This is a genomic window from Ancalomicrobiaceae bacterium S20, from assembly GCA_040269895.1.
GTDB lineage: Bacteria > Pseudomonadota > Alphaproteobacteria > Rhizobiales > Ancalomicrobiaceae > Methyloraptor > Methyloraptor flagellatus.
In genome coordinates this window covers 2975020-2996204 of the sequence record CP158568.1, presented here as the reverse complement: position 1 = coordinate 2996204, position 21185 = coordinate 2975020, and the positions used below count along the sequence as shown (strand labels likewise).

Here is a 21185-nt window from a genome sequence, read left to right as displayed (position 1 = left end):
GTCGCCGGCCCTGGGTCGGCGTGCAACGAGCCTCGCCAACAAAGACGACCCGTCAGGGTTCAGGATATCAAACCGGGGGACCACCATGGCCGGAGCCCACAGCAAGCCCAACCACGATTATCATCTCGTCGATCCGAGCCCGTGGCCGTTCACGGCCTCGCTCGGCGCCCTGATCATGGCGATCGGCGCGATCGGCCTGTTCCGCTGGCTGAAGGGCGAGGCGGTCGTGCTCGCCGGCCTGAATATCGCCACCCCGTGGCTGTTCGTGCTCGGCCTCGCCATCGTGCTCTACACGATGTTTGCCTGGTGGCGCGACGTCGTGCGCGAGGCCCATGCGGGCTATCACACCCGCGTGGTCGGCCTGCACCTGCGCTACGGCATGATCATGTTCATCGCCTCGGAGGTGATGTTCTTCGTGGCGTGGTTCTGGGCCTATTTCGACAGCGCGCTGTTCGTGCACGAGGCCAAGCAGTACGCCCGCGTCGCCGCGACCGGCGGCGTGTGGCCGCCGCACGGCATCGAGACGTTCAACCCCTGGCACCTGCCGCTGCTCAACACGCTGATCCTGCTGACCTCGGGCACCACCGTGACCTGGGCGCACCATGCGCTGCTGCACGGCGACCGCGACGGTCTCAAGAAGGGCCTCTGGCTCACCGTGATCCTCGGCGTGATCTTCACGATCTGCCAGGCCTATGAGTACAGCCACGCGCACTTCGCCTACTCGGGCAACATCTACGGCGCGACCTTCTTCATGGCGACCGGCTTCCACGGCTTCCACGTGATCGTCGGCACCATCTTCCTCGCCGTCTGCCTGATCCGCGCCTACCTCGGCCATTTCACCGCCAAGCAGCACTTCGGCTTCGAAGCCGCGGCCTGGTACTGGCACTTCGTCGACGTGGTCTGGCTGTTCCTGTTCGCCTCGATCTATGTCTGGGGCCGGGGCGCGGCGATCCCGCACTGAGCCACTGCGAAAGCAGAATACGCCCGGGCCCAAAGCCCGGGCGTTTTCGTTTGGAAAGGCCGTGCCGGTCTGGCATGAACCCGGCCGGACCGCCGCGAACCCGTCTTGCAAGAGGAAGCCGCCATGACCGATCCCGCGCCGCAGGGCCACGACCATTGGTTCGAGACGCCGTCGCCGGTCGCCGCCGCCCTGCGCGGCCGCTGTCCGCGCTGCGGCGAAGGGCGGCTCCTGTCCGGCTTCCTGAACACGGCGCCGCGTTGCGAGGTCTGCGGGCTGGATTTCAAGTTCATCGACAGTGGCGACGGCCCGGCGGTGTTCGTGATCCTGATCGTCGGCTTCATCGTCGTCGGCGCGGCGCTCTACACGGAAGTGAAGTACCAGCCGCCGATGTGGCTGCACGCCGTGCTGTGGCTGCCGCTGATCCTAGGCCTGTCGCTCGGCCTGTTGCGGCCGCTCAAAGGCGCCATGATCGGCTTGCAGTATCAGAACAAGGCCAACGAGGGCGTACTCGACGATCCGCGCGAGTGAGCGACGCCGGCGGGGCGGCAGACGCGCGAGCGCCGTGGCGCGCCACCGCCTTGATGGGTTTTGCAGGCTCGTTTCCTGCCTTCGGAAGCGGTCGACGAACGCGGCCTGCTTTGCACTGCCGGCCCCGCGCCGAAAATTCCTGATCCGCGTTCAATGGTGGAAGCGATGGCCGCCCCAGCCCAGATGTCTGCTCCGACGCCCGGCTCTCTGTCGGCCGAGATCCGCCGCGCCGTGTTCTGGCCGACGCTGGCCTTCCTGCCGGTCTTCGCCGCGCTGGTCGCGCTCGGCGCCTGGCAGCTCCATCGCCTGTCGTGGAAGACGGCGCTGATCGAGGCCGTGACCGCGCGCACCGTGGCGCCGCCGGTCGCCGCGCCCGGCCCGTCGGCGTGGGGCGATTTCGACGCCGACGCCTGGGACTATCGCGCCGTGACCGCCTCCGGCCGCTTCGACCATGCGAAGGAGTTGCATGTCTACGCCGTGCTCGGCGAAGCGCGCGGGCGCTTCTCGGGGCAGGGCTACTGGATCGTGACGCCGCTTGTGGGCGATGACGGCGCGATCGTGCTGGTCAACCGGGGCTTCGTGCCGGCCGACCGGATCGATATCAAGACCCGCGCCGAAGGCCAGATCGAGGGGCCGGTCACGATTACCGGCCTCCTGCGCCGCCCGGAACCGCGCTCGTGGTTCACGCCCGCCGATACGCCGGCGAAGAACATCTGGTTCGTGCGCGACCCGGCCGTCATGGCCGCCACGCTCGGCCTGCCGGCGAGCAAGGTCGCGCCCTACACGATCGATGCCGGCACGGCTGCGACGCCGCCCGGCGGCCTGCCGCAGGCCGGCGAGACCCTGGTCAGCTTCGAGAACCGCCATCTCGGCTACGTGATCACCTGGTGGGGCCTGGCGCTCTGCGCTCTCGCGGTGTTCGTGCTGTTCTTGCGCGGCCGCGTGCGGCTGGCGATTGCCGCGTCGGCGATCCGGGCCGCGAGCCGCGGCTGAGCTATCCGGCCTTGTGCCGGCCGCATGGTCTGGCGCTCGGGCAGTCGCTGAAGGGCAGGGCGCTTACTGCGCCGCCTGCCGCAGCTTGCGGGCGAGCAGCTTGCGCGCCTCGTCGGTGGTCATCGGCTGGCCGTAGTGGAAGCCCTGGGCGTACTCCGCCTTCAGGCCGCGCAGCTCGTGGACGTCGGCATCGCTCTCGGCGCCCTCGGCGATGACCTCCATGCCGAGGTCATGGGCGAGCGACACGATCGAACGCAGCAGCACCGGGCGCTCCTTGCCGTCGCCGTGCACGAACTGGCGGTCGATCTTGATGCTGTCGAACGGGAAGCGCTGCAGATAGGCGAGCGAGGAATAGCCGGTGCCGAAGTCGTCGAGGGCGAGGCTGGCGCCGAGCTCCTTGATCCGCGTCAGAACCTTGGCGGCGTATTCCGGGTTCTCCATCACCAGGCTCTCGGTGATCTCGATCTTGAGCGTGCCGCGCGCGATGTCGACGCGCGACAGCACGGCCTTCACGTCGTTGATCAGATCATGCCGGATCAGCTGGCGGCTCGACACGTTGACCGAGACGAAGATCGGCGGCTCGGAGCCCAGCTCCTCCTGCCATTGCGCGAGCTGGCGCGCGGCGCGTTCGAGCACGAACAGGCCGAGCGGGATGATCAGGCCGGTGCGCTCGGCAAGCGGGATGAACTCGCCCGCCGGCAGCCGGCCGCGGCGCGGGTGGTCCCAGCGCAGCAGCGCCTCGAAGCCGGCGACCGTGTCGTCGGCGAGCCGGATGATCGGCTGATAGAGAACCTTGATCTCCTCGCGCTCCAGCGCGCGCCGGAGATCGGATTCGAGCGCCAGCATGTCCTCGGAATGCGCGCGCAGCGACGGCCGGAACGCCTCGATGCGATCGCCGCCGAGCCGCTTGGCGTGGTACATCGCGATCTCGGCGTCCTTGACGAAGTCGTCTTCCTTCTTGCCGGATCCGTCGTAGAGCGCGACGCCGATCGAGGCGGTCAAAAACACCTCGCGGTCGCCGAAGGTGATCGGCGCCCGGAGCGCGCGGCGCATGACGTCGGCGAAGGCCGCGACCCGTTCGGGCTCCTGCTCGGAGATCACCAGCACGCCGAACTGGTCGCCGCTGATACGCGCCAGCGTGTCCTGCGGCTTGATCTGGCGCGCCAGGCGACGGGCGACGGTGAGCAGCATCGAGTCGCCGACCGACAGGCCGAGGCTGTCGTTGACCTGCTTGAACCGGTCGATGTCGATCAGCACGATCGACGGCTTGCCGGTGCCGTCGGCGCGGGTGCGGGTCAGCGCCGAGGCGATGCGGTCGAGGAACAGCTCGCGGTTCGGCAGGCCGGTCAGATTGTCGTGCACGGCATCGTGGAGCATGCGCTCCTCGGCCGTCTTGGCGTCGGTGACGTCGAGCAGCGTGCCGGCGCAGCGCACCACCTCGCCGTCCGAGCCGAGGACGGGCCGGGCGCGGAGCTGGAACCAGCGATAATGCCCGTCGGCGGCGCGGAGCCGGAAGGTCAGGGATACGCGGCCGCGCCGCTGTTCGACCACGGCGTCGAGCGTCGAGCGGAACGGATCCTTGTCCTGCGGATGGATGAATTCGAGCCAGTCGCGCGCCGCGCCCTCGAGCGAGCCGGCCTCGAGCCCGAGCATGTCCTCGGCCTCCGGGCTGGTCCAGATCGCGTCGCGCGCGACGTCCCAGTCCCAGATCACGTCGCCGGAGCCGATCACGGCGAGCGCGCGCCGCTCCATGTCGCCGATCGCGCCCTGGCTGACCGTGCCGCCGGCGAAGGCGTGCTGCATGACCGTGAAGCCGATCAGCATGACGATCAGCACGAGCCCGCCGGCGAGCGCCGGCTGGACGAGATCGTTGACGAGACCGCCGGAGACCGTCAGCCCGCCGGCGATCAGCCAGGCGATCAGCAGGAGCCAGGTCGGCACCAGCATGATCGCGCGGTCGTAGCCATGCGCGGCGAGATAGGCGAGCAGGCCGGCGCCGACGACGGCGAGCACCGCGAGCGAGATCCGCGCGATGCCGGCCGCCGTGGTCGGATCGATCACCGCGACGCCGAGCAGGCCGAGCAGCACGACCACGGTCGCGACCGCGACATGGCTGTAGCTGACGTGCCAGCGGTTGAGGTTGAGGTAGGAATAGAGGAACAGCACGAGCGTGGTCGCGAGCATGACCTCGACGCCGGCGCGATACACCTGATCGTTGCCGGCCTGGACCATGAAAACCTTGTTCCAGAAGCCGAAATCGATGCACAGATAGGCCAGTACCGACCAGGCCATCGCCGCGGTCGCCGGGAACATCATCGTGCCCTTGACCACGAACAGGATGGTCAGGAACAGCGCGAGCAGGCCGGAGATGCCGAGGATGATGCCGCGATAGAGCGTGTAGGCGTTGACGCTGTCCTTGTAGGCCTCCGGCTCCCAGAGCAAGAGCTGCGGCAGCTTGCTCGATTGCAGCTCGACCACGAAGGTGACGACCGTGCGCGGATCGAGCGTGATCAGGAAGACGTCGGCCTCCTGGCTCGCCTGCCGTTCCGGCGCAAAACCCTGCGAGGTCGAGATCGCCACGATGCGCGTCGCGCCGAGGTCCGGATTGATCAGGCCGGAGCCCGCGAGCCGGAAATAGGGCGCGACCAGCAGGCGGTCGATCTGCTCGTCGGTGTTGTTCTTCAGCGTGAAGACGATCCAGTCCGAGCTGCCCGGCCGGGTCGCGCGCACCTCGATGCGCCGGACGATGCCGTCCGGGCCCGGCGCGCTCGACACCTGCAGCTTGTCGCCGACGTTGAAATGCGGCTCGACCACATTGGTGAGGTCGAGTGCCGGCACGTCGAGCGGCACGGTGATCGTCTCGGCCGCCCGTGCGGGACCCGCGGCCACGCTCGCCCCGGCGACGACGCCCGCGAGGATCGCGAACCCGGCGAGGATCGAAACGAGAAAGGAGCGCAGAAAATCCAAGAGTCCGAATCCCTCGTGGCGCGGGCGTGGCGCGACGGACAGAGTTACCGGTTCGCCGACGCGCTCACAAGCGCGGACGAGCCCGAGCAGGCGGCGGGCGCTGCGTAAGATCGGGCTGACCAGGGTCCGGCCGCGCTTCCGGATGCGCTCCAGGGGCGGCCGTCAGGCGATTCTGGGCGGATGGCGTGCCGAGCGCAGGACCGGATCCTCCGCGAGGATCGCGTAGAGGACATGGTCCTGCCAGCTCCCATTGATGCAAAGATAGCGGCGCGCGTAGCCTTCGCGGGTGAATCCGACCTTTTCGAGGAGATTGAGCGAGGCCGCATTGTGCGGCAGGCAGGCGGCCTCGACCCGGTGCAGCCTGAGCGTGGCGAAGGCGAAGCCGAGCACGGTCCTGACCGCTTCGCTCATGTGGCCACGCCCGGCGAAGGGTTCGCCCATCCAGTAGCCGAGCGAACAGGCCTGCGTCACGCCACGCCGGACGTGGCTGAGCGTCAGTCCGCCGAGGAGCTGGTGATCCTCGGCGCGAAACAGGAAGAACGGGTAGCCGGTGTCGTTGCGGATCTCCTGGCCGTAGCGCTTGAGCCGGCGACGGAACGCGGTGCGATCGAGATCGTCGGCCGGCCAGATCGGCTCCCACGGCGCGAGGAAGCCGCGCGAGCGATCGCGCAGCTCCGCCCAAGCCGGATGGTCGGTCATCACCGGCGTGCGCAGATAGAGGCCGTCGCCGCGCAGGATCGGCAGCGGATCGAAGGCGACGGACCTCAGGAATGCCATCGCCGCCTCCGTCTCAGGCCGCAGGCTTGGCCTGGGTGAGCCGCCGGGCGACCTCGCCGGCACCGGGCGCGCCGGCGACCGGGCCGATCAGCGCCACCGTCGGGGCGCTGTCGCGGAAGATCTCGCCCGCGAGCCGGCGCACGTCGCGCACCGACACCGCGGCGATCTTGGCGGTGATCTCGTCGACGGTGAGCGGCCGGCCGTAGATCAGGATCTGGCGCGCGATCTGGCTGGCGCGCGCCGTCGGGCTCTCCAGGCTCATCAGCAGGCCGGCGCGCATCTGCGCCTTGGCGCGCGCGACCTCGGCCTCGTCGAGGTCGCGGCCGATGCGTTCGATCTCGTCGATCATCACCGGCACCAGCCGGTCGACATCGGCCTCGCCGGTCGCGGCATGAATGCCGAACAGGCCGGTCTCGCGGTAGCCCCAGTGGAACGCCGAGATCGAGTAGCAGAGCCCGAGCTTCTCGCGCACCTCCTGGAACAGCCGCGAGGACATGCCGCCGCCGAGCGCGGCCGACAGGACCTGCGCGCCGTACTGGTCGGCCGAGCCATGGGCACGGCCCTCGAAGGCGAGCGTGATCTGCGCCTCCTGGAGCTCGCGCTCCTCGCGGCTCTCGCCGCCGGCGTATCGCGCGGGCTCGGGCGTCGCGATCCGGTCGCCGGCGAGGCCCGAGAACCGCGCCTCGGCGAGCGCGACGATCTCGGCATGCTCGAGCTTGCCGGCTGCCGCGACGACCATGTTGGGGCCGCGATAGTGCCGGTTCAGATAGGCGCGGATCGCGTCCGGCCCGAACGACGACACGGTCTCGGGCGTGCCGAGGATCGGTCGGCCGATCGGCTGGCCGGGGAAGGCGCTCTCCTGCAGCAGGTCGAAGACATGGTCCTCGGGCGTGTCATGCGCGGCGCCGATCTCCTGCAGGATGACGTGCTGCTCGCGCTGGAGCTCATCGGCGTCGAACACCGAGTCGGTCAGGATGTCGGACAGGATGTCGAGCGCGAGCGGGATGTCGTCCTTGAGCACGCGGGCGTAGTAGTTGGTGTGCTCGACGCTGGTCGCGGCGTTGATCTCGCCGCCGACCGCCTCGATCTCCTCGGCGATCTGCCGGGCCGTGCGCCGCTGCGTGCCCTTGAAGGCCATGTGTTCGAGCAGGTGCGAGATGCCGTGTTCCTCGGCGGCCTCGGAACGAGCCCCTGCATTCACCCAGACCCCGACCGACGCACTTTCGAGCTGCGGCATGGTCTCGGTGGCGATGGTCAGCCCGTTGCCGAGCGTCGTCACCTCGACTCCCATTCGACGTCCTCCCGATTCTTGTTAGCCGCCGACCTTGACCGATCGGCTCCGCTCTTCGACGAAACGTTCGACGATCAGCTGATCATTTGCAACGACGTCGTACAATTCCGGCCTGGTCATCAGATCCGAGAGCCACGCCGGCAGCGCAGGGCGGATGCCGCAGGCCGCTTCGACCGAGTCCGGGAACTTGGCCGGATGCGCGGTCGCCAGCGTCACCATCGGCACGCCCGGCGTCACATGCGCCTTGGCGACCGCGTAGCCGATCGCGGTATGCGGATCGAGCAGGTAGCCGCTCGCCTCCAGCGTATCGCGGATGGTCGCCGCCGTGGTCGCCTCGTCGGCGCGGCCGGAGGCGAACAGCTTGCGCATTTCCGCGAGCGGCTCGTCGGCGACGGTGAAGGACTTGGCCTGCGTCAGCCGCGCCATCAGGCCGCGAATCGCGCCGGCGTCGCGGCCATAGGCTTCAAAAAGCAGCCGTTCGAAGTTCGACGACACCTGGATGTCCATCGACGGCGCCGAGGAGGGCACCACGCCGCGCACCTCGTAGAGGCCGGTTGCGATCGTCCGGTGCAGGATGTCGTTGACGTTGGTCGCGACCACCAGCTTCTCGATCGGCAGGCCCATGCGCTCGGCGACGAAGGCGGCGAAGATGTCGCCGAAATTGCCGGTCGGTACCGTGAACGACACCTTGCGGTGCGGGCTGCCGAGCGCGACGGCCGAATAGAAATAATAGACCACCTGCGCGACCACGCGCGCCCAGTTGATCGAGTTGACGCCCGACAGGTTCACCCGGTCGCGGAACGAGAAGTGGTTGAACATCCCCTTCAGGATCGCCTGCGCGTCGTCGAACGTGCCTTCGAGCGCGATCGCGTGGACGTTCGGATCGGCGACGGTGGTCATCTGGCGCTGCTGCACCGCCGACACCCGGCCGTGCGGGAACATGATGAACATGTCGGTGCGGTCGCGGCCCTGGAACGCCGCGATCGCCGCGCCGCCGGTGTCGCCCGAAGTGGCGCCGACGATCGTCGCGCGCTGATTGCGCTCGGTCAGGACATGGTCCATCAGCCGGCCGATCAGCTGCATGGCAACGTCCTTGAACGCCAGCGTCGGGCCGTGGAACAGCTCGAGCACGAAGTGGTCGTGGTCGAGCTGGACGAGCGGTGTCACGGCCGGATGCCGGAACGTGGCATAGGCCTCGCCGATCATGCGCTTCAGATCCGCCTCGGCGATCGCATCGCCGACGAAGGGCGCGATCACCCGGAACGCCACCTCGGCGTAGGACTTGCCGGCGAGCGCCGCGATCTCGCTCGGCAGGAGACGCGGCCAGCTCTCGGGGACGTAGAGGCCGCCGTCACGGGCGAGACCGGCGAGAAGGACATCGGAGAAGCCGAGGACCGGCGCCTCGCCACGGGTGGACACGTATTGCACGGGATCGAACCTCGACGTCAGGACGGCTCGGGCCGGCTGCGCGCGACAACACCGCGCCGCCCCGGAGGAACGCGACCGTAGTCGCCGCGCGTCCGAGCGGCAAGTCATGGGAGAACCGAAAAATGCGGGACGTCGGACGACCCCGCCGTCCGCTCACGCGTGGCCGGCGTCGCGCGACAGAAGGCCGATCTCGATGCCGAGGCTGCGCATGGCGCGGTCGTATTTCGAATCGAGATCGGGATCGAAGAGCAGCGACGGATCGGCCGGGCAGTTGAGCCAGCCGTTCCACTGGATCTCGTTCTCGAGCTGGCCGGGCGCCCAGCCGGCATAGCCGAGCGCCAGGATGGCGTTCTCCGGCCCGCGGCCCTCGGCGATCGCCTTCAGCACCTCGAGCGTCGTGGTCAGCGACACCTGCCGGTCGATCGGCAGCGTGGCGTTCTCGATGAAATAGTCCGAGGAGTGCAGCACGAAGCCGCGGCCGCTCTCGACCGGGCCGCCATGGTGCACGCGCATGCGCTTGGCGAGCGGCGGCAGCTGGATCTGTTCGGCCTTGGGGATCACGTCGAGCTGGACGAGCAGTTCGCCGAACGACATCTGCGGCGCGAGCTGGTTGATGATGATGCCCATCGCGCCCTCGGCCGAATGGGCGCAGACGTAGATCAGCGCTCGCGAGAATCGCTGATCCTCCATGCTCGGCATGGCGATCAGGATCTGCCCGTCCAGATAACCCGTCTCCTTGATGTCGGCGCTTCCCATCATCGTCTCCGTGTCGGGGACTCCGATCCTGCTCCCGCTGTCGGTCCGCCCGGTCGACGCCGAGATCACCGATCGCCCCAGAGATCGGCGGTTCGGCCAAAACCGGCCTGAGCCCCGGTCTTCCCCGAACCACTGGCGCCACCCGCTCCGACCGTCGCGCCCGATCGTGCCGATCCTGTGACGAGAAGAGTAAAGCGGCAATTTCTCTTTGCAATATTCTCCAAGGAATAATGTCGCGGCTAACCCCGCTCTCGACCGTTCACGTCGAAATGAGCGGCAGCCGAACGGCGGCCATGAGAGAAGGGGCGACGAAATCGACGCCCCTGTCCGAGAGGATCCGAGAGAAAGTGCGCGCTCCAATACGTTTTGCACGGGTTTCCGCCGCCTTGTTCTTGGGGGTGACGCTCCCGCTGGCCCCGCTCGCCGTCCCGAGAGCGGCGACCGCAGCGGAAGTCGAGCGGTTCGAAGGCGTGGAGCTCTCGCTGCTCGCCGGGCCCCGCGATGGCGCCGTGCAGAAAGCCGGTGTCTCGATCGCGCTCGCGCCGCACTGGAAGACCTACTGGCGCTATCCCGGCGATGCGGGTATCCCGCCGGTGATCGACTGGCAGGGCTCGGAGAACGTCAAGGCGGTCGCGGTGCGGTTTCCGGCGCCGATCCGCTTCGGCACCGACGGCCTCGAGTCGATCGGCTACACCGCCCCGGTGATCCTGCCGATCGAGGTGACGCTCGCGGATCCCTCGAAGCCGGCGCGCCTCGACGTCACCGTGCTCGCGGGCATCTGCAAGGACATCTGCCTGCCCGCGCAGACGAAGCTGTCGCTGCCGCTCGCGCCGACCGCCCCGGCCGACCCCGCGCTCGACGCCGCCTTCGCGCGAGTGCCCGAGCCGCTGCCGGCGGGCACGACCGCGCCGCTGTCGGTCGCCGCGATCGAGCGCGACGCCAAGACGACGCCGGAGAGCGTGATCGCCACCGTGCGCGTGCCGGCCGGCGCCCAAGGGCTCGACCTGTTCGTCGAAGGTCCCGAGGGCTGGGCGCTGCCCTTGCCCGCCCGCGAGGCGGATCGCGGCGGGCTCGCGAGCTTTCGCTTCGCCCTCGACGGTCTGCCGACCGGCGCCAAGGCCGCGGGTGCGGACCTGCGCTTCACCGTCGTGACCGCCGGCCGCGGCGTCGAGCAGACGCTCCGCCTGCCTTGAGACGCGGCTCGGGGCATGGTTGGTCATGTTACGGGAAATTACGCAATTTCACGTCTGCCCGCCTCGACGGATGCGCGGGCGCGGCCTATCTCTGGCGTCGCAGTGCGCGGGTAGCCGCCCGCGCGGAAAAGCAATGAGCGGGCAGCCGCCCGCGCGAAAACAAGGGCGTCCGCAAGGCCGCTGGCGACATGCCGGCAGGCGCGGCGCGAACCAAGAGGGAAAGCCATGACGATCGGCATCGGCGACAAGCTTCCGGACCTGACGCTCAAGGTGGTGACGGCGGACGGCCCCGTCGACAAGTCGACCGCCGACGTCTTCGGCGGCAAGAAGGTCGTGCTCTTCGGCGTCCCCGGTGCCTTCACCGGCGTGTGCTCCGGCAACCATCTGCCCGGCTACCTGGACAACCTCGACGCGATCAAGGCCAAGGGCGTCGACGAGGTCATCTGCCTCGCCGTCAACGACGCCTCGGTCATGAAGGCCTGGGCGACCCACACCGGCAGCCTCGGCAAGCTCGGCTTCATCGCCGACGGCTCGGACGTGTTCACCAAGGCCGTCGGTCTGGAGATCGACCTCAACGCCTTCGGCATGGGCATCCGCTCGAAGCGCTATTCGGCGATCGTCGAGGACGGCGTCGTCAAGTCGCTGAACATCGAGGACACCCCCGGCACGGCGGTCGCCTCCGGCGCGGCCAAGATCCTCGAACAGCTCTGATCTGACCTCATCGAAAGCGAAGCCGTCGGAACGCCCGTTCCGGCGGCTTCGTCGTATCTGAAGCGCTGATCGCGTACTTTATGGCACCAGCACCGGCAGCGTGCGTTCGGCCGCCACCACGTCGAGCGGCGTCGTCGCCATCGCCTCGCCGTCGATTTGGGTCGCGACCGGCGTTTCAGAGGTGATCCGGACGCGCCGGACCGGCTCGACGATCACATTGGCGCTCGGCCCGAGTCGCCCGGTCGCGAGTGCGGCCGCGGCGCGCATCAGCGCCCACGGCCGATCCGACTTCAGCGCCACCAGCACGAGCCCTGGCGCCACCGCCGAGGCCTCGCGCGCCAGCACGAACGGCCCGCCATAGTGTTTGGCTTTGGCGACGACCGCGATCCGCGCGGTGTGGCGCCGCCCGTCGGCTTCGATGGTAAGGTCCGGTCCGCCGTGGCCGAGCGCGCGTGTCAGCGCGTTGTGGACGAAGGCGAGCTTCTTGAAGCGCGGCCGCGGCCCGGTCTCGACCGCGTGGACGATCTCGGCGTCGAAACCGGCGGAGGCCATCAGGAAGAACGGCCGGCCGTTGGCGAGGCCGATGTGCAGATCGCGCCGGCGTCCGGTCGCGATCACCGCAGCGAGCCGCTGCGGATCGGAGGGCAGGGCGATCTCGTGTGCGAGCACGTTCGCCGTGCCCTGCGGCACCACCGCCAGCGTCGGCACGGGCGCGGGCCGCGCCATCAGCGCGCCGACCACCTCGTTGACCGAGCCGTCGCCGCCGGCGACCGCGATCACGTCGGTCTCGACGGTCGCGGCCAGTTCGGCGAGATGTCCCGGCGCCGTGCTCATCCGGATCTCGACCGACAGGCCGCGGCCGCGCAGCGCCTCGGCCAGCGCCTGGATCGTCTTCATCCGGAAACCGCCGGCGGCCGGATTGACCAGCAGGGTCACGGAGCGGACGGTGGAGGGATCGAAGGCGTTCTCGTCGGACATGCGGAGGGCGAGGCTCATGCGGGTCTCCGGGAGGCCTTGAACGGGGCCATGCCCTCGCGGGCGAGTTCGTCGGCGCGTTCGTTCTCCGGGTGGCCGGCGTGGCCCTTGACCCAGTGCCAGGTCACCTGGTGACGATTGCGCGCGTCTTCCAGCCTTTGCCACAGGTCGGCGTTCTTGACCGGCTTCTTGTCGGCGGTCTTCCAGCCGTTGCGCTTCCAGCCGTGGATCCAGCCGGTGATTCCGCCCTTCACATAATTCGAATCGGTGAAGATCTCGACCACGCACGGGCGTTTCAGCGCCTCCAGCGCCGAAATCGCCGCCATCAGCTCCATGCGATTGTTGGTGGTGTCGGCCTCGCCGCCCTTCAGTTCCTTGACGTGCTCGTTCCAGTGGAGCAGTGCGCCCCAGCCGCCCGGGCCCGGATTGCCCGAGCAGGCGCCGTCCGTGTAGACGCGGACCGTCGTCGGGGTTTCGCTCACGAGGCCGCCCCGGCGGGGACCACCCCGGCGGAGGGCGGCGCGTCGAGCGCGAGCCCGTAGCCGCTCGCATCGGCGATCGTGCGGTGGAAGCGCAGCTTGCGCAGATACTCGATCGGATCCTTCGGCTTGACGAGCGCGCCCGGCGGCACGTTCAGCCAGTCGTAGAGCCGCGTCAGCAGGAAGCGCAGCGCCGAGCCGCGGCAGAGCAGCGGCAGGCTCGTCCGTTCCCGGTCGGTCAGCGGCCGCACCCGCTCATAGGCCGAGAGTATCGCCCGGCCCTTGGTGATGTTGAAGGCGAGATCGGGCTCGAAGCACCAGGAATTGAGGCAGGTCGCGATGTCGAAGGCGAGGAAGTCGTTGCAGGCGAAGTAGAAGTCGATCAGCCCGGACAGGTCCTGGCCGATGAAGAACACGTTGTCGGGGAAGAGATCGGCATGGATCACGCCCGCCGGCAGATCGCTCGGCCACGCCGCTTCCAGGTGATCGAGCTCGGCGAGGATGTCGGCCGACAGCCCCGGCGCGACCTCATCGGCGCGCGCCCGCGAGCGCTCGAACAGTGGTCGCCACGACGGCAGTGTCAGCGCGTTCGGGCGCCGGATCGGGAAATCCGCGCCGGCGAGATGGAAGCGCGCCAGCGCCTCGCCGACTTCCGCGCAATGCGCCGCGGTCGGCCGGCGCACCCACATGCCGTCCAGGAACGAGATAATCGCCGCCGGCCGTCCGGCGAGCTCGCCGAGCGCCTCGCCGGCGCGGTTCTTGACCGGCAGCGGGCAGGTGATGCCGCGACTGGCCAGATGCTCCATCAGGCCGAGGAAGAACGGCAGGTCACCGGGATCGACCCGCTTCTCGTAGAGGGTCAGGATGTAGTTGCCGCGATCGGTGTGCAGCAGATAGTTCGAGTTCTCGACGCCTTCGGCGATGCCCTTCGAGGACAGGACCGTGCCGATGTCGTAGCCGGCGACGAACCTGACGAGCGCGTCGTCGGAGACTTCCGTGTAGACCGCCATCGCCTCACTCCGCTGCGGCGTCGCCGCGCAGCTCGCGAGGCAGGTTGAAGGTGATCGATTCGTCGGCGGTGCGCACGGTCTCGACCGTGACCTCGTAGCGCTCCGCGAAGGCGGCGATGACCTCCTCGACCAGCACCTCCGGCGCCGAGGCGCCGGCGGTGACGCCGAGGCGCTGGATGTTGCCGAACAGCGACCAGTCGATCTCGCTCGCCCGCTGGATCAGCGCGGCCTTGGTGCAGCCCTCGCGCTCGGCGACCTCGCGCAGGCGCTGAGAGTTCGACGAGTTCGGCGCGCCGACCACCAGCAGCGCATCGACCCGCGGCGCGATGCCCTTGACCGCCTCCTGGCGGTTGGTGGTCGCGTAGCAGATGTCTTCCTTGTGCGGCCCGACGATGCCGGGGAAGCGACGCTCCAGCGCGGCGATGATGCCGCGCGTGTCGTCGACCGAGAGGGTGGTCTGCGTCGTGTAGGAGAGCGCCACGCCCTCGGGCGGCGTCAGGCGATCGACGTCCGCCGCGGTCTCGACCAGTGTGACCGCGCCCTCGGGCAGTTGCCCCATGGTGCCGATCACCTCCGGATGGCCGGCATGGCCGATCAGGATCACGTGGCGGCCCTTGCGGTGATGGATCTCCGCCTCGCGATGCACCTTGGTGACGAGCGGGCAGGTGGCGTCGAGGTGGAACAGGTTGCGCGCGGCGGCGGCGGCCGGCACCGACTTCGGCACGCCGTGGGCGGAGAACACCACCGGCTGCTCGGTGTCCGGGATCTCGTCGAGCTCCTCGACGAACACCGCGCCCTTGCGACGCAGGCTTTCGACCACGAAGCGATTGTGGACGATCTCGTGGCGCACGTAGACCGGCGCGCCGAACTTGGCGAGAGCCAGTTCGACGATCTGGATCGCGCGGTCGACGCCGGCGCAGAAGCCGCGCGGCGCGGCGAGCAGGATCTCGAGGGCAGGCTTCTCGGACATGGGTTCCGGGCGTTCGAAACGGCCGCCGGCGGCGGGCGGAAAGGGCGGACGATCCGGCCACGGATCGAAGCCCGCGGCGCGAGGCCTGGCGACAGGTCTCGCGGGCGGTCGCATCGTCCCGGACCGTCCCGCCCGAAATGAGGCGCGGGGGCGTGGGCTGTCAAGGCGTCGCGGCCGATGCCCGGTGCGAGAGCCATCGCAAATCCGGATGCCGCCCCGCGCCTCCGCCATGCTGCCGCCATGAAACATGGCGATGCCGTGGCAGCGCTGCTATAGAAGGCGGCCGCGGTGGCTCCAGGCCGCCAGGCAGTTCACGAGCGGCGGCCTTGGCCGCCCGATCCGACCGTCCCGCGTTCCGGCCTCGTCGAGGGCGGAACGCTCCAGTTCCCGAGTGTCACGCCCATGGCCTTTCCGATGTCGACCTCGCCCGCGACCGCCCGCTCCGCCGCTCGTATCGCCGCCGTGACGGGGCTGGTTCTGGCCGGCCTGTCGCTCGCCGGCTGCGGCAGCGTGTCCGACGGTATCGGCAACGCCCTGCTGCGCGGCACGGCCGAGGAGCCGAAGGGCATCGACCCGGCCGAGATCGCCAAGACGCCGACCTGCCCGATCGCCGAGGTCCGCTACGGCTCCGAGATGCTGCCGCTGTTCGAGGGCGGCAAGCAGGGCGACCCGACGGCACTGCGCTTCCAGCTGACGGTGCAGAAGGTCGCGCGCGACTGCGACGTGGTCGGCGACAAGGTGATCGCCCGCGTCGGTGTCGCCGGCCGCGTGCTGGCCGGTCCGAAGGGCGCGACCGGCACGGTGTCGGTGCCGGTCCGTATCGCCGCCGTCCGCGGCGAACAGGTGCTCTATTCGAAGGTCACGACCGTCGCCGTGCCGGTCAACGCGCCGGACTACGCGGCGAACTGGTCGATCATCGACGATCAGGTGACGATCCCGGTGCTCGGCTCCGGCGACGTCACCATCTACGCCGGCCTCGACGGCAAGGACGCCAAGGATCTCGGCCCCGCCAAGGGCAAGGGCAAGGCGAAGAAGTGATGCTGCGGGCCGCCCTCGAGGCGGCCCGTTCTTTCTCGGTTCAGGCAGCCACGCCGCGCCGGCAGCGATCCGCGTCGGCGCCGGGTCCGTACCGCCCTCATGCGGCCTCGCCCCTCACGCCGCCCGGACCGTGACCAGAAAGCCCTCGACCTGACGGCGCAGGGTCTCGGCCTGTTTGGCGAGTTCGCCGGATGCCTCCAGCACCTGCGAGGCCGCGCTGCCGGTCTCCTCGGCCGAGCGCGCGACATGGGTGATGTTGGTGGTCACCTCCTGCGTGCCGAGCGAGGCCTGCGTCACCGCCTGGACGATGTCGGAGGTCGCGACCGCCTGCTGCCGGATCGAATCGGAGATTGCGGTGGTCGTCTCGTCGATCGCCCGGATCGTGCCCGAAATGCCCGAGATCGACGCGACCGCGCGGTTGGTCGAGGCCTGGATCTCGGCGACCTGCTGGCCGATCTCGGCGGTGGCGCGCGCGGTCTGGTCGGCGAGGCCCTTGACCTCGGCCGCCACGACCGCGAAGCCGCGACCGGCTTCGCCGGCCCGCGCCGCCTCGATGGTGGCGTTGAGCGCGAGCAGATTGGTCTGCGACGCGATATCGGAAATCAGCTGCACGATCGCGCTGATCCGGCCGGCGGCATGATCGAGCTCGCCGACGATCCGGACCGTGGCCTCGGTCTCGGCGACCGCCGCGGTCGACCGACCCGCCGTATGCTCGACCTGCCGGCCGATCTCGTCGACCGATGCGCCGAGCTCCTCGGTCGAACTGGCGACCGAGGTCACGCTCGTGCCGGCCTCCTCGGCGGCCGATGAGACCGACGTCGCCTTCTCGGAGGTCGCCTGCGCCGAGGCCGACAGCTGCGAGGCGGTCGCCTGCATCTCGGTCGCCGCGGCCGAGACCATCTGGACGATGCTGCCGACCGCCTTTTCGAATTCGTCGGCGAGATCGAGCATCATCTGCCGGCGCTGCTCTTCGGACGCCGCCTTGGCGCGCTGCGCCTCGGCCTCCAGTTCGCGGGTGCGCAACAGATTGTCCTTGAACACCGCCGCGGCGCGGGCGACGTCGCCGATCTCGTCCCTGCGGTCGCCATGCGCGATCGCGGTGGTGTAGTCGCCGCCGGCGAGCCGCTGCAGCACCTCGACCATCGCGCGCGTCGGCTTCGAAATGCCGAAATGCCCGATCGCGCCGCCCAGCCCGAGGCCGAACAGGATGCCGGCGATCGCGACGACGGTCATGGTCCGCGCGTTCGCCTCGTAAATCTCGGTCGCCTCGGTATTGGCCGCGTCGACCGCCTTGGCGAAGGCGGCGAGCACCTCGCGGTTGGCGAGCCGCAGCTTGCGCTGCACCTCGTAGGCCGCGGTCGCCTGATGACGGAACGCCGCGCGCTCGGCCTCGCTGCCGGTCTTCGCCGTCGCCTCGGCCTTCTGCGCCAGCGTGGCGGCGAGATCGGCGTAGGTGTCGAACTGGGACCGGACCTCGGCGACCCGCGCCCGCAACTCGCCGGTGGAGGCCGCCAACACATCGCCGGACCGTTTCCGGAAGAGATCGCTCTCCTCCGCGATGATCTTCAGCGAGTCGGCCCGCACGTCGGCGGACGGCTCGGACAACGCCCGGAACAAGGCCGAACCGATCGCCAGGATCGGGGTGTTGAGGCGGATTGCCGTGACCGACAGATCCGAGGCGCGGTTCATGCGCGTGGCCGCCTCGTTCATGCCCTGCAGCGAACGGATGCCGGTGAAGGCGATGGCGCCGGCGATCGTGGACAGCACCACCACGACCGCCAGAATCTTGGTCGATATGCGCAGATCGGAAAAGCGAAGCATGCGGCTGACCTCTTCGGATCGGACGCGGGACCGGCTCGGGTGGCCCGCGGTCTCGGCGGCCTTGCCGCTTCGACGGATGTCGCAGACCTCCATCGACGTCGCCGTCGGTGACACATCGATGGGTCAATCAGAAATTACAGATGACGTGCTGAACGAGCGGTAAATGGTCGCCGCCGTTCGGGGTTGCTACTTAGCGTTCCCCGTTGCTCGGTCGTCGGCAGGTCGCGCCCCGGCAGGGCGGGCGGAGCACATCCGCGATACCAGGTTCGGCGAGGAGACGTTCGACGTCGCGCCGGGTATGGCCGAGGCGCTCGCCGCAGTCTCCGGTCGGGCAGGGCACACGCGAGCCCGCCTGGGGCGACCCGGCCCTTCGCCATCATCAAAGCGGCCCGTTGACGAGCTTCAAAATGTACTGTACGGTACAGAACATAATCGCTCACGCGAGCCGATCCTGCCGATCGGGCGTGGCGCGTGCTGGCGGAGCAGGGTCTTCGTCATCGCTGTTTCCGTTTCACTTCGACACACGACCGCCCTTTGCGGCCCTGAGGATGATTGCCATGACCGCTTCCACGCTCGCCTTTCGTATTGCCGTTCTGCTCGCCCTCGCCGGTTTCGGCGTCGGGCTCTACATGGGAATCTCGCACGATCACGCGGTCGCGCCGGCCCATGCGCATCTCCTGCTGCTCGGCTGGCTGTCCCTGTTCGCCTTCGGTGCCTTCTACCGATTCAACCCGATGCTCGACCGGGGGCGTTTCGCCTTCCTTCAGGTGATGTTCTGGGCTATTTCCGTTACTGTAATGGCGCTCGGGATCGCGCTGATCACGACTGGCGGGCAGGGGCGGGGCGAACCGCTCGCCGGCATCGGATCGATCGGCGTCTTTCTCGGCATGATCGCCTTTGCGATCCAGGTGTTCCGGTCAGGTGTTCCCGTCGCGGACACCGCAGCGGCCGACCCGCGTAGGCAAGAGGTCCTGTGCCTTGGTGAAGTCGACGCCGCGCGGTGAGCGCCGGCAGCTTGCCATTCTCGAAGCCGCGCGCGACCTCTTCGTCGAGCGCGGCTTCGACGCCGTCAGCGTCGACGAGATCGTCGCGCGCGCCGGCGGCTCGAAGGCGACGGTCTATCGCGCCTTCGGCAGCAAGGAGGGCCTGTTCGAGGCCCTGATCGGTTCGGTCAACCGCGAGATCGCCGACAACGCCGGCACCGTGCAACTCGACGAGACGCTGCCGCCGCGCGAGGCGCTGCTCGCCTATGCCAGGACCGCCGCCGCCTCGATCCTGACCGCCGATCTCGCCGCGCTCTACCGTCTGGCGGTCGCCGAGACGCCTCGCTTTCCAGAGATCGGCCGCCGGTTCTGGCAGGCCGGCCCCGGTCCCGCCTCGGCACTGCTCGCCGACTACATCGGCCGCCGGCAGAAGGCCGGCGTGTTCCGGGCCGGCGACCCGAGCCGCCTCGCCGACCGGTTCTACGCGATGCTGGTCGACCGGCCGGTGATCGCGATCTCGCTCGGCATCCTGGCGCCGCCCGATGCCGCCTGGATCGCGGCCCATGCCGAGGAGGTCGTCGACCACTATCTGGTCGGCATCGCGGCCTGATCCCCCGCACCGCCGGCCTCGACCCGGCCGGCTCCGGCTCTTCGAACCCGTCCGTATCTGCGCTGCCGCTCCCGCCCTTGACCCGGAGGGGGCGAGCGACGACCTTGCGTTCGACCAAAGACGAAGAAGCAGAGTGGATCATGTCGCAGATCGAAGAGACGCCGCCCCCGATCGCCGCCGAGGAATTCACCGATGCGACCGCGGCGGTCGCGCGCCTCGTCGAGATCTACGAGCGCAACACCCGTTATCTGACCGAGCGCTTCCGGGCGCTCGTCGACGGCGCCAAGCCGGCGGGCCGGATCCGCGCCTTCTATCCGGAGATCCGCGTCGCCTCCGACACCCACGCGCGGCTCGATTCGCGCCTCGCCTACGGCTTCGTGCCGGGTCCGGGCACCTACACGACCACGGTCACGCGCCCGGATCTGTTCCGCAACTATCTCGCCGAGCAGCTGAAGCTCCTGATGCGCAATCACGGCGTCGCGGTCTCGATCGGCGAATCCCGCGCGCCGATCCCGCTGCATTTCGCGCTGTCGAATGACGTCAGCCTCGCCTTCGACATCAACGAGCGGCTCGGGCGTCCGTTGCGCGACGTCTTCGACGTGCCGGATCTGGCCGTCACCGACGATGCGATCGCCAACGGCGACTTCATCGCGGTTCCCGGCCAGCCGCAGCCGCTCGCGCCCTTCACGGCGCCGCGCGTCGACTATTCGCTGCATCGCCTGTCGCACTATACGGCGACCCGGCCCGAGCATTTCCAGAACTTCGTGCTCTTCACCAACTACCAGTTCTACATCGACGAGTTCATCGCACTCGCCCGCCGCGAGATGCAGGATCCGTCGAGCGAGTACGAGGCCTTCGTCGAGCCCGGCAACGTCGTCCTGCCGCGCGGCGCCCATGAGCCGGTCTCCGGCACGCCGCCGGTGCGCCTGCCGCAGATGCCGGCCTACCATCTGGTCCGGCCGGGCCATTCCGGCATCACCATGGTCAACATCGGCGTCGGGCCCTCGAACGCCAAGACCATCACCGACCACATCGCGGTGCTGCGCCCGCACGCCTGGCTGATGCTCGGCCACTGCGCCGGCCTCAGGAACACGCAGAAGCTCGGCGACTACGTGCTCGCCCACGCCTATGTCCGCGAGGACCACGTGCTCGACGCCGACCTGCCGCTCTGGGTGCCGATCCCGGCGCTTGCCGAGGTGCAGGTCGCGATGGAGGAGGCGGTCGCCGAAGTGACGGGCCTGTCGGGTTGGGAACTGAAGACGGTGATGCGCACCGGCACGGTCGCCACCATCGACAACCGCAACTGGGAACTGCGCGACCATCGCGAGCCGGTGCAGCGCTTCTCGCAGTCGCGCGCCATCGCGCTCGACATGGAGAGCGCGACGATCGCCGCCAACGGGTTCCGGTTCCGCGTGCCCTACGGCACGCTGCTCTGCGTCTCCGACAAGCCGTTGCATGGCGAGTTGAAGCTGCCGGGCATGGCGAGCGAGTTCTATCGCCGCCAGGTCAATCAGCACCTGCAGATCGGCATCCGCGCGATGGAAAAGCTCCGGGCCATGCCGAACGAGAAGCTGCACTCCCGCAAGCTCAGGAGCTTTGAGGAAGTGGCGTTCCAGTGAGATCCGCCGCCGCCGATCGGCGACGCGACTAAAACGCCGAGGTGGATCAACTCCACCTCGGCGTTTTCACTTGAA

General features: G+C 69.1%; 19 protein-coding genes. 9 read left to right on the top strand and 10 right to left on the bottom strand.

Going from position 1 to position 21185, the window contains the following annotated elements; genetic code table 11:
- Positions 1–85: 85 nt before the first annotated feature.
- The 3 genes from ABS361_13670 (at position 86) to ABS361_13660 (ending at position 2482) form a co-directional block, all read left to right on the top strand.
- Positions 86–961, top strand: coding sequence for a cytochrome c oxidase subunit 3 (locus ABS361_13670; protein XBY43147.1), 876 nt, complete (start codon positions 86–88; stop codon positions 959–961).
- Positions 962–1084: 123 nt separating this feature from the next.
- A complete protein-coding gene (locus ABS361_13665) occupies positions 1085–1489 on the top strand; it encodes a DUF983 domain-containing protein (protein XBY43146.1) in 405 nt (134 codons plus the stop codon).
- A gap of 165 nt (positions 1490–1654) precedes the next feature.
- Positions 1655–2482, top strand: a complete 828-nt coding sequence (locus tag ABS361_13660; protein ID XBY43145.1) for an SURF1 family protein — start codon at positions 1655–1657, stop codon at positions 2480–2482.
- A gap of 63 nt (positions 2483–2545) precedes the next feature.
- Here ABS361_13660 and ABS361_13655 read toward each other — a convergent pair whose 3' ends face one another.
- The 5 genes from ABS361_13655 to ABS361_13635 all read right to left on the bottom strand — a co-directional run bounded on the left by ABS361_13655 (position 2546) and on the right by ABS361_13635 (position 9701).
- On the bottom strand, positions 2546–5371 hold the full coding sequence (locus ABS361_13655) for an EAL domain-containing protein (protein ID XBY46898.1): 2826 nt from the start codon (positions 5369–5371) through the stop codon (positions 2546–2548).
- A gap of 240 nt (positions 5372–5611) precedes the next feature.
- Positions 5612–6226 (bottom strand): GNAT family protein, encoded by a 615-nt coding sequence (locus tag ABS361_13650; GenBank protein ID XBY43144.1) that lies wholly within the window; start codon positions 6224–6226, stop codon positions 5612–5614.
- 13 nt (positions 6227–6239) lie between these two features.
- Positions 6240–7517, bottom strand: coding sequence for a pitrilysin family protein (locus ABS361_13645; protein XBY43143.1), 1278 nt, complete (start codon positions 7515–7517; stop codon positions 6240–6242).
- Positions 7518–7538: 21 nt separating this feature from the next.
- Positions 7539–8945, bottom strand: a complete 1407-nt coding sequence (gene thrC / locus ABS361_13640; GenBank protein ID XBY43142.1) for a threonine synthase — start codon at positions 8943–8945, stop codon at positions 7539–7541.
- A 153-nt stretch (positions 8946–9098) separates the two neighbouring features.
- Positions 9099–9701, bottom strand: coding sequence for a YqgE/AlgH family protein (locus tag ABS361_13635; protein ID XBY43141.1), 603 nt, complete (start codon positions 9699–9701; stop codon positions 9099–9101).
- A 509-nt stretch (positions 9702–10210) separates the two neighbouring features.
- Here ABS361_13635 and ABS361_13630 point away from each other — a divergent pair.
- Both ABS361_13630 and ABS361_13625 read left to right on the top strand, forming a co-directional pair.
- Positions 10211–10894, top strand: a complete 684-nt coding sequence (locus tag ABS361_13630; GenBank protein ID XBY43140.1) for a protein-disulfide reductase DsbD domain-containing protein — start codon at positions 10211–10213, stop codon at positions 10892–10894.
- Between the two features lie 225 nt (positions 10895–11119).
- A complete protein-coding gene (locus ABS361_13625) occupies positions 11120–11605 on the top strand; it encodes a peroxiredoxin (GenBank protein XBY43139.1) in 486 nt (161 codons plus the stop codon).
- 78 nt (positions 11606–11683) lie between these two features.
- Here the strand turns inward: ABS361_13625 and ABS361_13620 are convergent, their stop codons facing one another.
- The 4 genes from ABS361_13620 to ispH are packed head-to-tail and all read right to left on the bottom strand — an operon-like array spanning position 11684 to position 15039.
- On the bottom strand, positions 11684–12601 hold the full coding sequence (locus tag ABS361_13620) for a diacylglycerol kinase family protein (protein XBY43138.1): 918 nt from the start codon (positions 12599–12601) through the stop codon (positions 11684–11686).
- Positions 12598–13062 (bottom strand): ribonuclease HI, encoded by a 465-nt coding sequence (gene rnhA / locus ABS361_13615; protein ID XBY43137.1) that lies wholly within the window; start codon positions 13060–13062, stop codon positions 12598–12600. The genes ABS361_13620 and rnhA overlap by 4 nt, the downstream gene beginning before the upstream one ends.
- The gene (locus ABS361_13610; GenBank protein XBY43136.1) at positions 13059–14069 is read right to left on the bottom strand and encodes a homoserine kinase; all 1011 of its coding nucleotides are present in this window, start codon (positions 14067–14069) and stop codon (positions 13059–13061) included. The genes rnhA and ABS361_13610 overlap by 4 nt, the downstream gene beginning before the upstream one ends.
- A gap of 4 nt (positions 14070–14073) precedes the next feature.
- Complete coding sequence (gene ispH / locus ABS361_13605; protein XBY43135.1) at positions 14074–15039, bottom strand: 4-hydroxy-3-methylbut-2-enyl diphosphate reductase; 966 nt, start codon at positions 15037–15039, stop codon at positions 14074–14076.
- 402 nt (positions 15040–15441) lie between these two features.
- Here ispH and ABS361_13600 point away from each other — a divergent pair, with 402 nt between their 5' ends.
- Complete coding sequence (locus ABS361_13600; GenBank protein ID XBY43134.1) at positions 15442–16077, top strand: hypothetical protein; 636 nt, start codon at positions 15442–15444, stop codon at positions 16075–16077.
- A 114-nt stretch (positions 16078–16191) separates the two neighbouring features.
- On the opposite strand, the gene ABS361_13595 is transcribed toward ABS361_13600, so the two are convergent.
- Complete coding sequence (locus ABS361_13595) at positions 16192–17898, bottom strand: methyl-accepting chemotaxis protein (GenBank protein XBY43133.1); 1707 nt, start codon at positions 17896–17898, stop codon at positions 16192–16194.
- A gap of 557 nt (positions 17899–18455) precedes the next feature.
- Between ABS361_13595 and ABS361_13590 the strand changes: the two genes are divergently transcribed.
- From ABS361_13590 to ABS361_13580, 3 genes are all read left to right on the top strand, one after another.
- Positions 18456–18902: a hypothetical protein gene (locus ABS361_13590; protein ID XBY43132.1), complete on the top strand. Its 447-nt coding sequence runs from the start codon at positions 18456–18458 to the stop codon at positions 18900–18902.
- Complete coding sequence (locus ABS361_13585; GenBank protein ID XBY46897.1) at positions 18880–19491, top strand: TetR/AcrR family transcriptional regulator; 612 nt, start codon at positions 18880–18882, stop codon at positions 19489–19491. The genes ABS361_13590 and ABS361_13585 overlap by 23 nt, the downstream gene beginning before the upstream one ends.
- Before the next feature lie 140 nt (positions 19492–19631).
- On the top strand, positions 19632–21110 hold the full coding sequence (locus tag ABS361_13580; GenBank protein XBY43131.1) for an AMP nucleosidase: 1479 nt from the start codon (positions 19632–19634) through the stop codon (positions 21108–21110).
- Positions 21111–21185 lie beyond the last annotated feature (75 nt).

Excerpts from the sequence above, each read along its gene's own strand:
- ABS361_13660 (XBY43145.1), top strand. The coding sequence starts at position 1,655 with ATGGCCGCCCCAGCCCAGATGTCTGCTCCGACGCCCGGCTCTCTGTCG.
- ABS361_13580 (XBY43131.1), top strand. The coding sequence starts at position 19,632 with ATGTCGCAGATCGAAGAGACGCCGCCCCCGATCGCCGCCGAGGAATTC.
- ABS361_13650 (XBY43144.1), bottom strand. The coding sequence starts at position 6,226 with ATGGCATTCCTGAGGTCCGTCGCCTTCGATCCGCTGCCGATCCTGCGC.
- ABS361_13590 (XBY43132.1), top strand. The coding sequence starts at position 18,456 with ATGACCGCTTCCACGCTCGCCTTTCGTATTGCCGTTCTGCTCGCCCTC.
- ABS361_13665 (XBY43146.1), top strand. The coding sequence starts at position 1,085 with ATGACCGATCCCGCGCCGCAGGGCCACGACCATTGGTTCGAGACGCCG.
- ABS361_13595 (XBY43133.1), bottom strand. The coding sequence starts at position 17,898 with ATGCTTCGCTTTTCCGATCTGCGCATATCGACCAAGATTCTGGCGGTC.
- ABS361_13600 (XBY43134.1), top strand. The coding sequence starts at position 15,442 with ATGGCCTTTCCGATGTCGACCTCGCCCGCGACCGCCCGCTCCGCCGCT.
- ABS361_13670 (XBY43147.1), top strand. The coding sequence starts at position 86 with ATGGCCGGAGCCCACAGCAAGCCCAACCACGATTATCATCTCGTCGAT.
- ABS361_13610 (XBY43136.1), bottom strand. The coding sequence starts at position 14,069 with ATGGCGGTCTACACGGAAGTCTCCGACGACGCGCTCGTCAGGTTCGTC.
- ABS361_13620 (XBY43138.1), bottom strand. The coding sequence starts at position 12,601 with ATGAGCCTCGCCCTCCGCATGTCCGACGAGAACGCCTTCGATCCCTCC.
- ispH (XBY43135.1), bottom strand. The coding sequence starts at position 15,039 with ATGTCCGAGAAGCCTGCCCTCGAGATCCTGCTCGCCGCGCCGCGCGGC.
- ABS361_13645 (XBY43143.1), bottom strand. The coding sequence starts at position 7,517 with ATGGGAGTCGAGGTGACGACGCTCGGCAACGGGCTGACCATCGCCACC.
- ABS361_13635 (XBY43141.1), bottom strand. The coding sequence starts at position 9,701 with ATGGGAAGCGCCGACATCAAGGAGACGGGTTATCTGGACGGGCAGATC.
- ABS361_13625 (XBY43139.1), top strand. The coding sequence starts at position 11,120 with ATGACGATCGGCATCGGCGACAAGCTTCCGGACCTGACGCTCAAGGTG.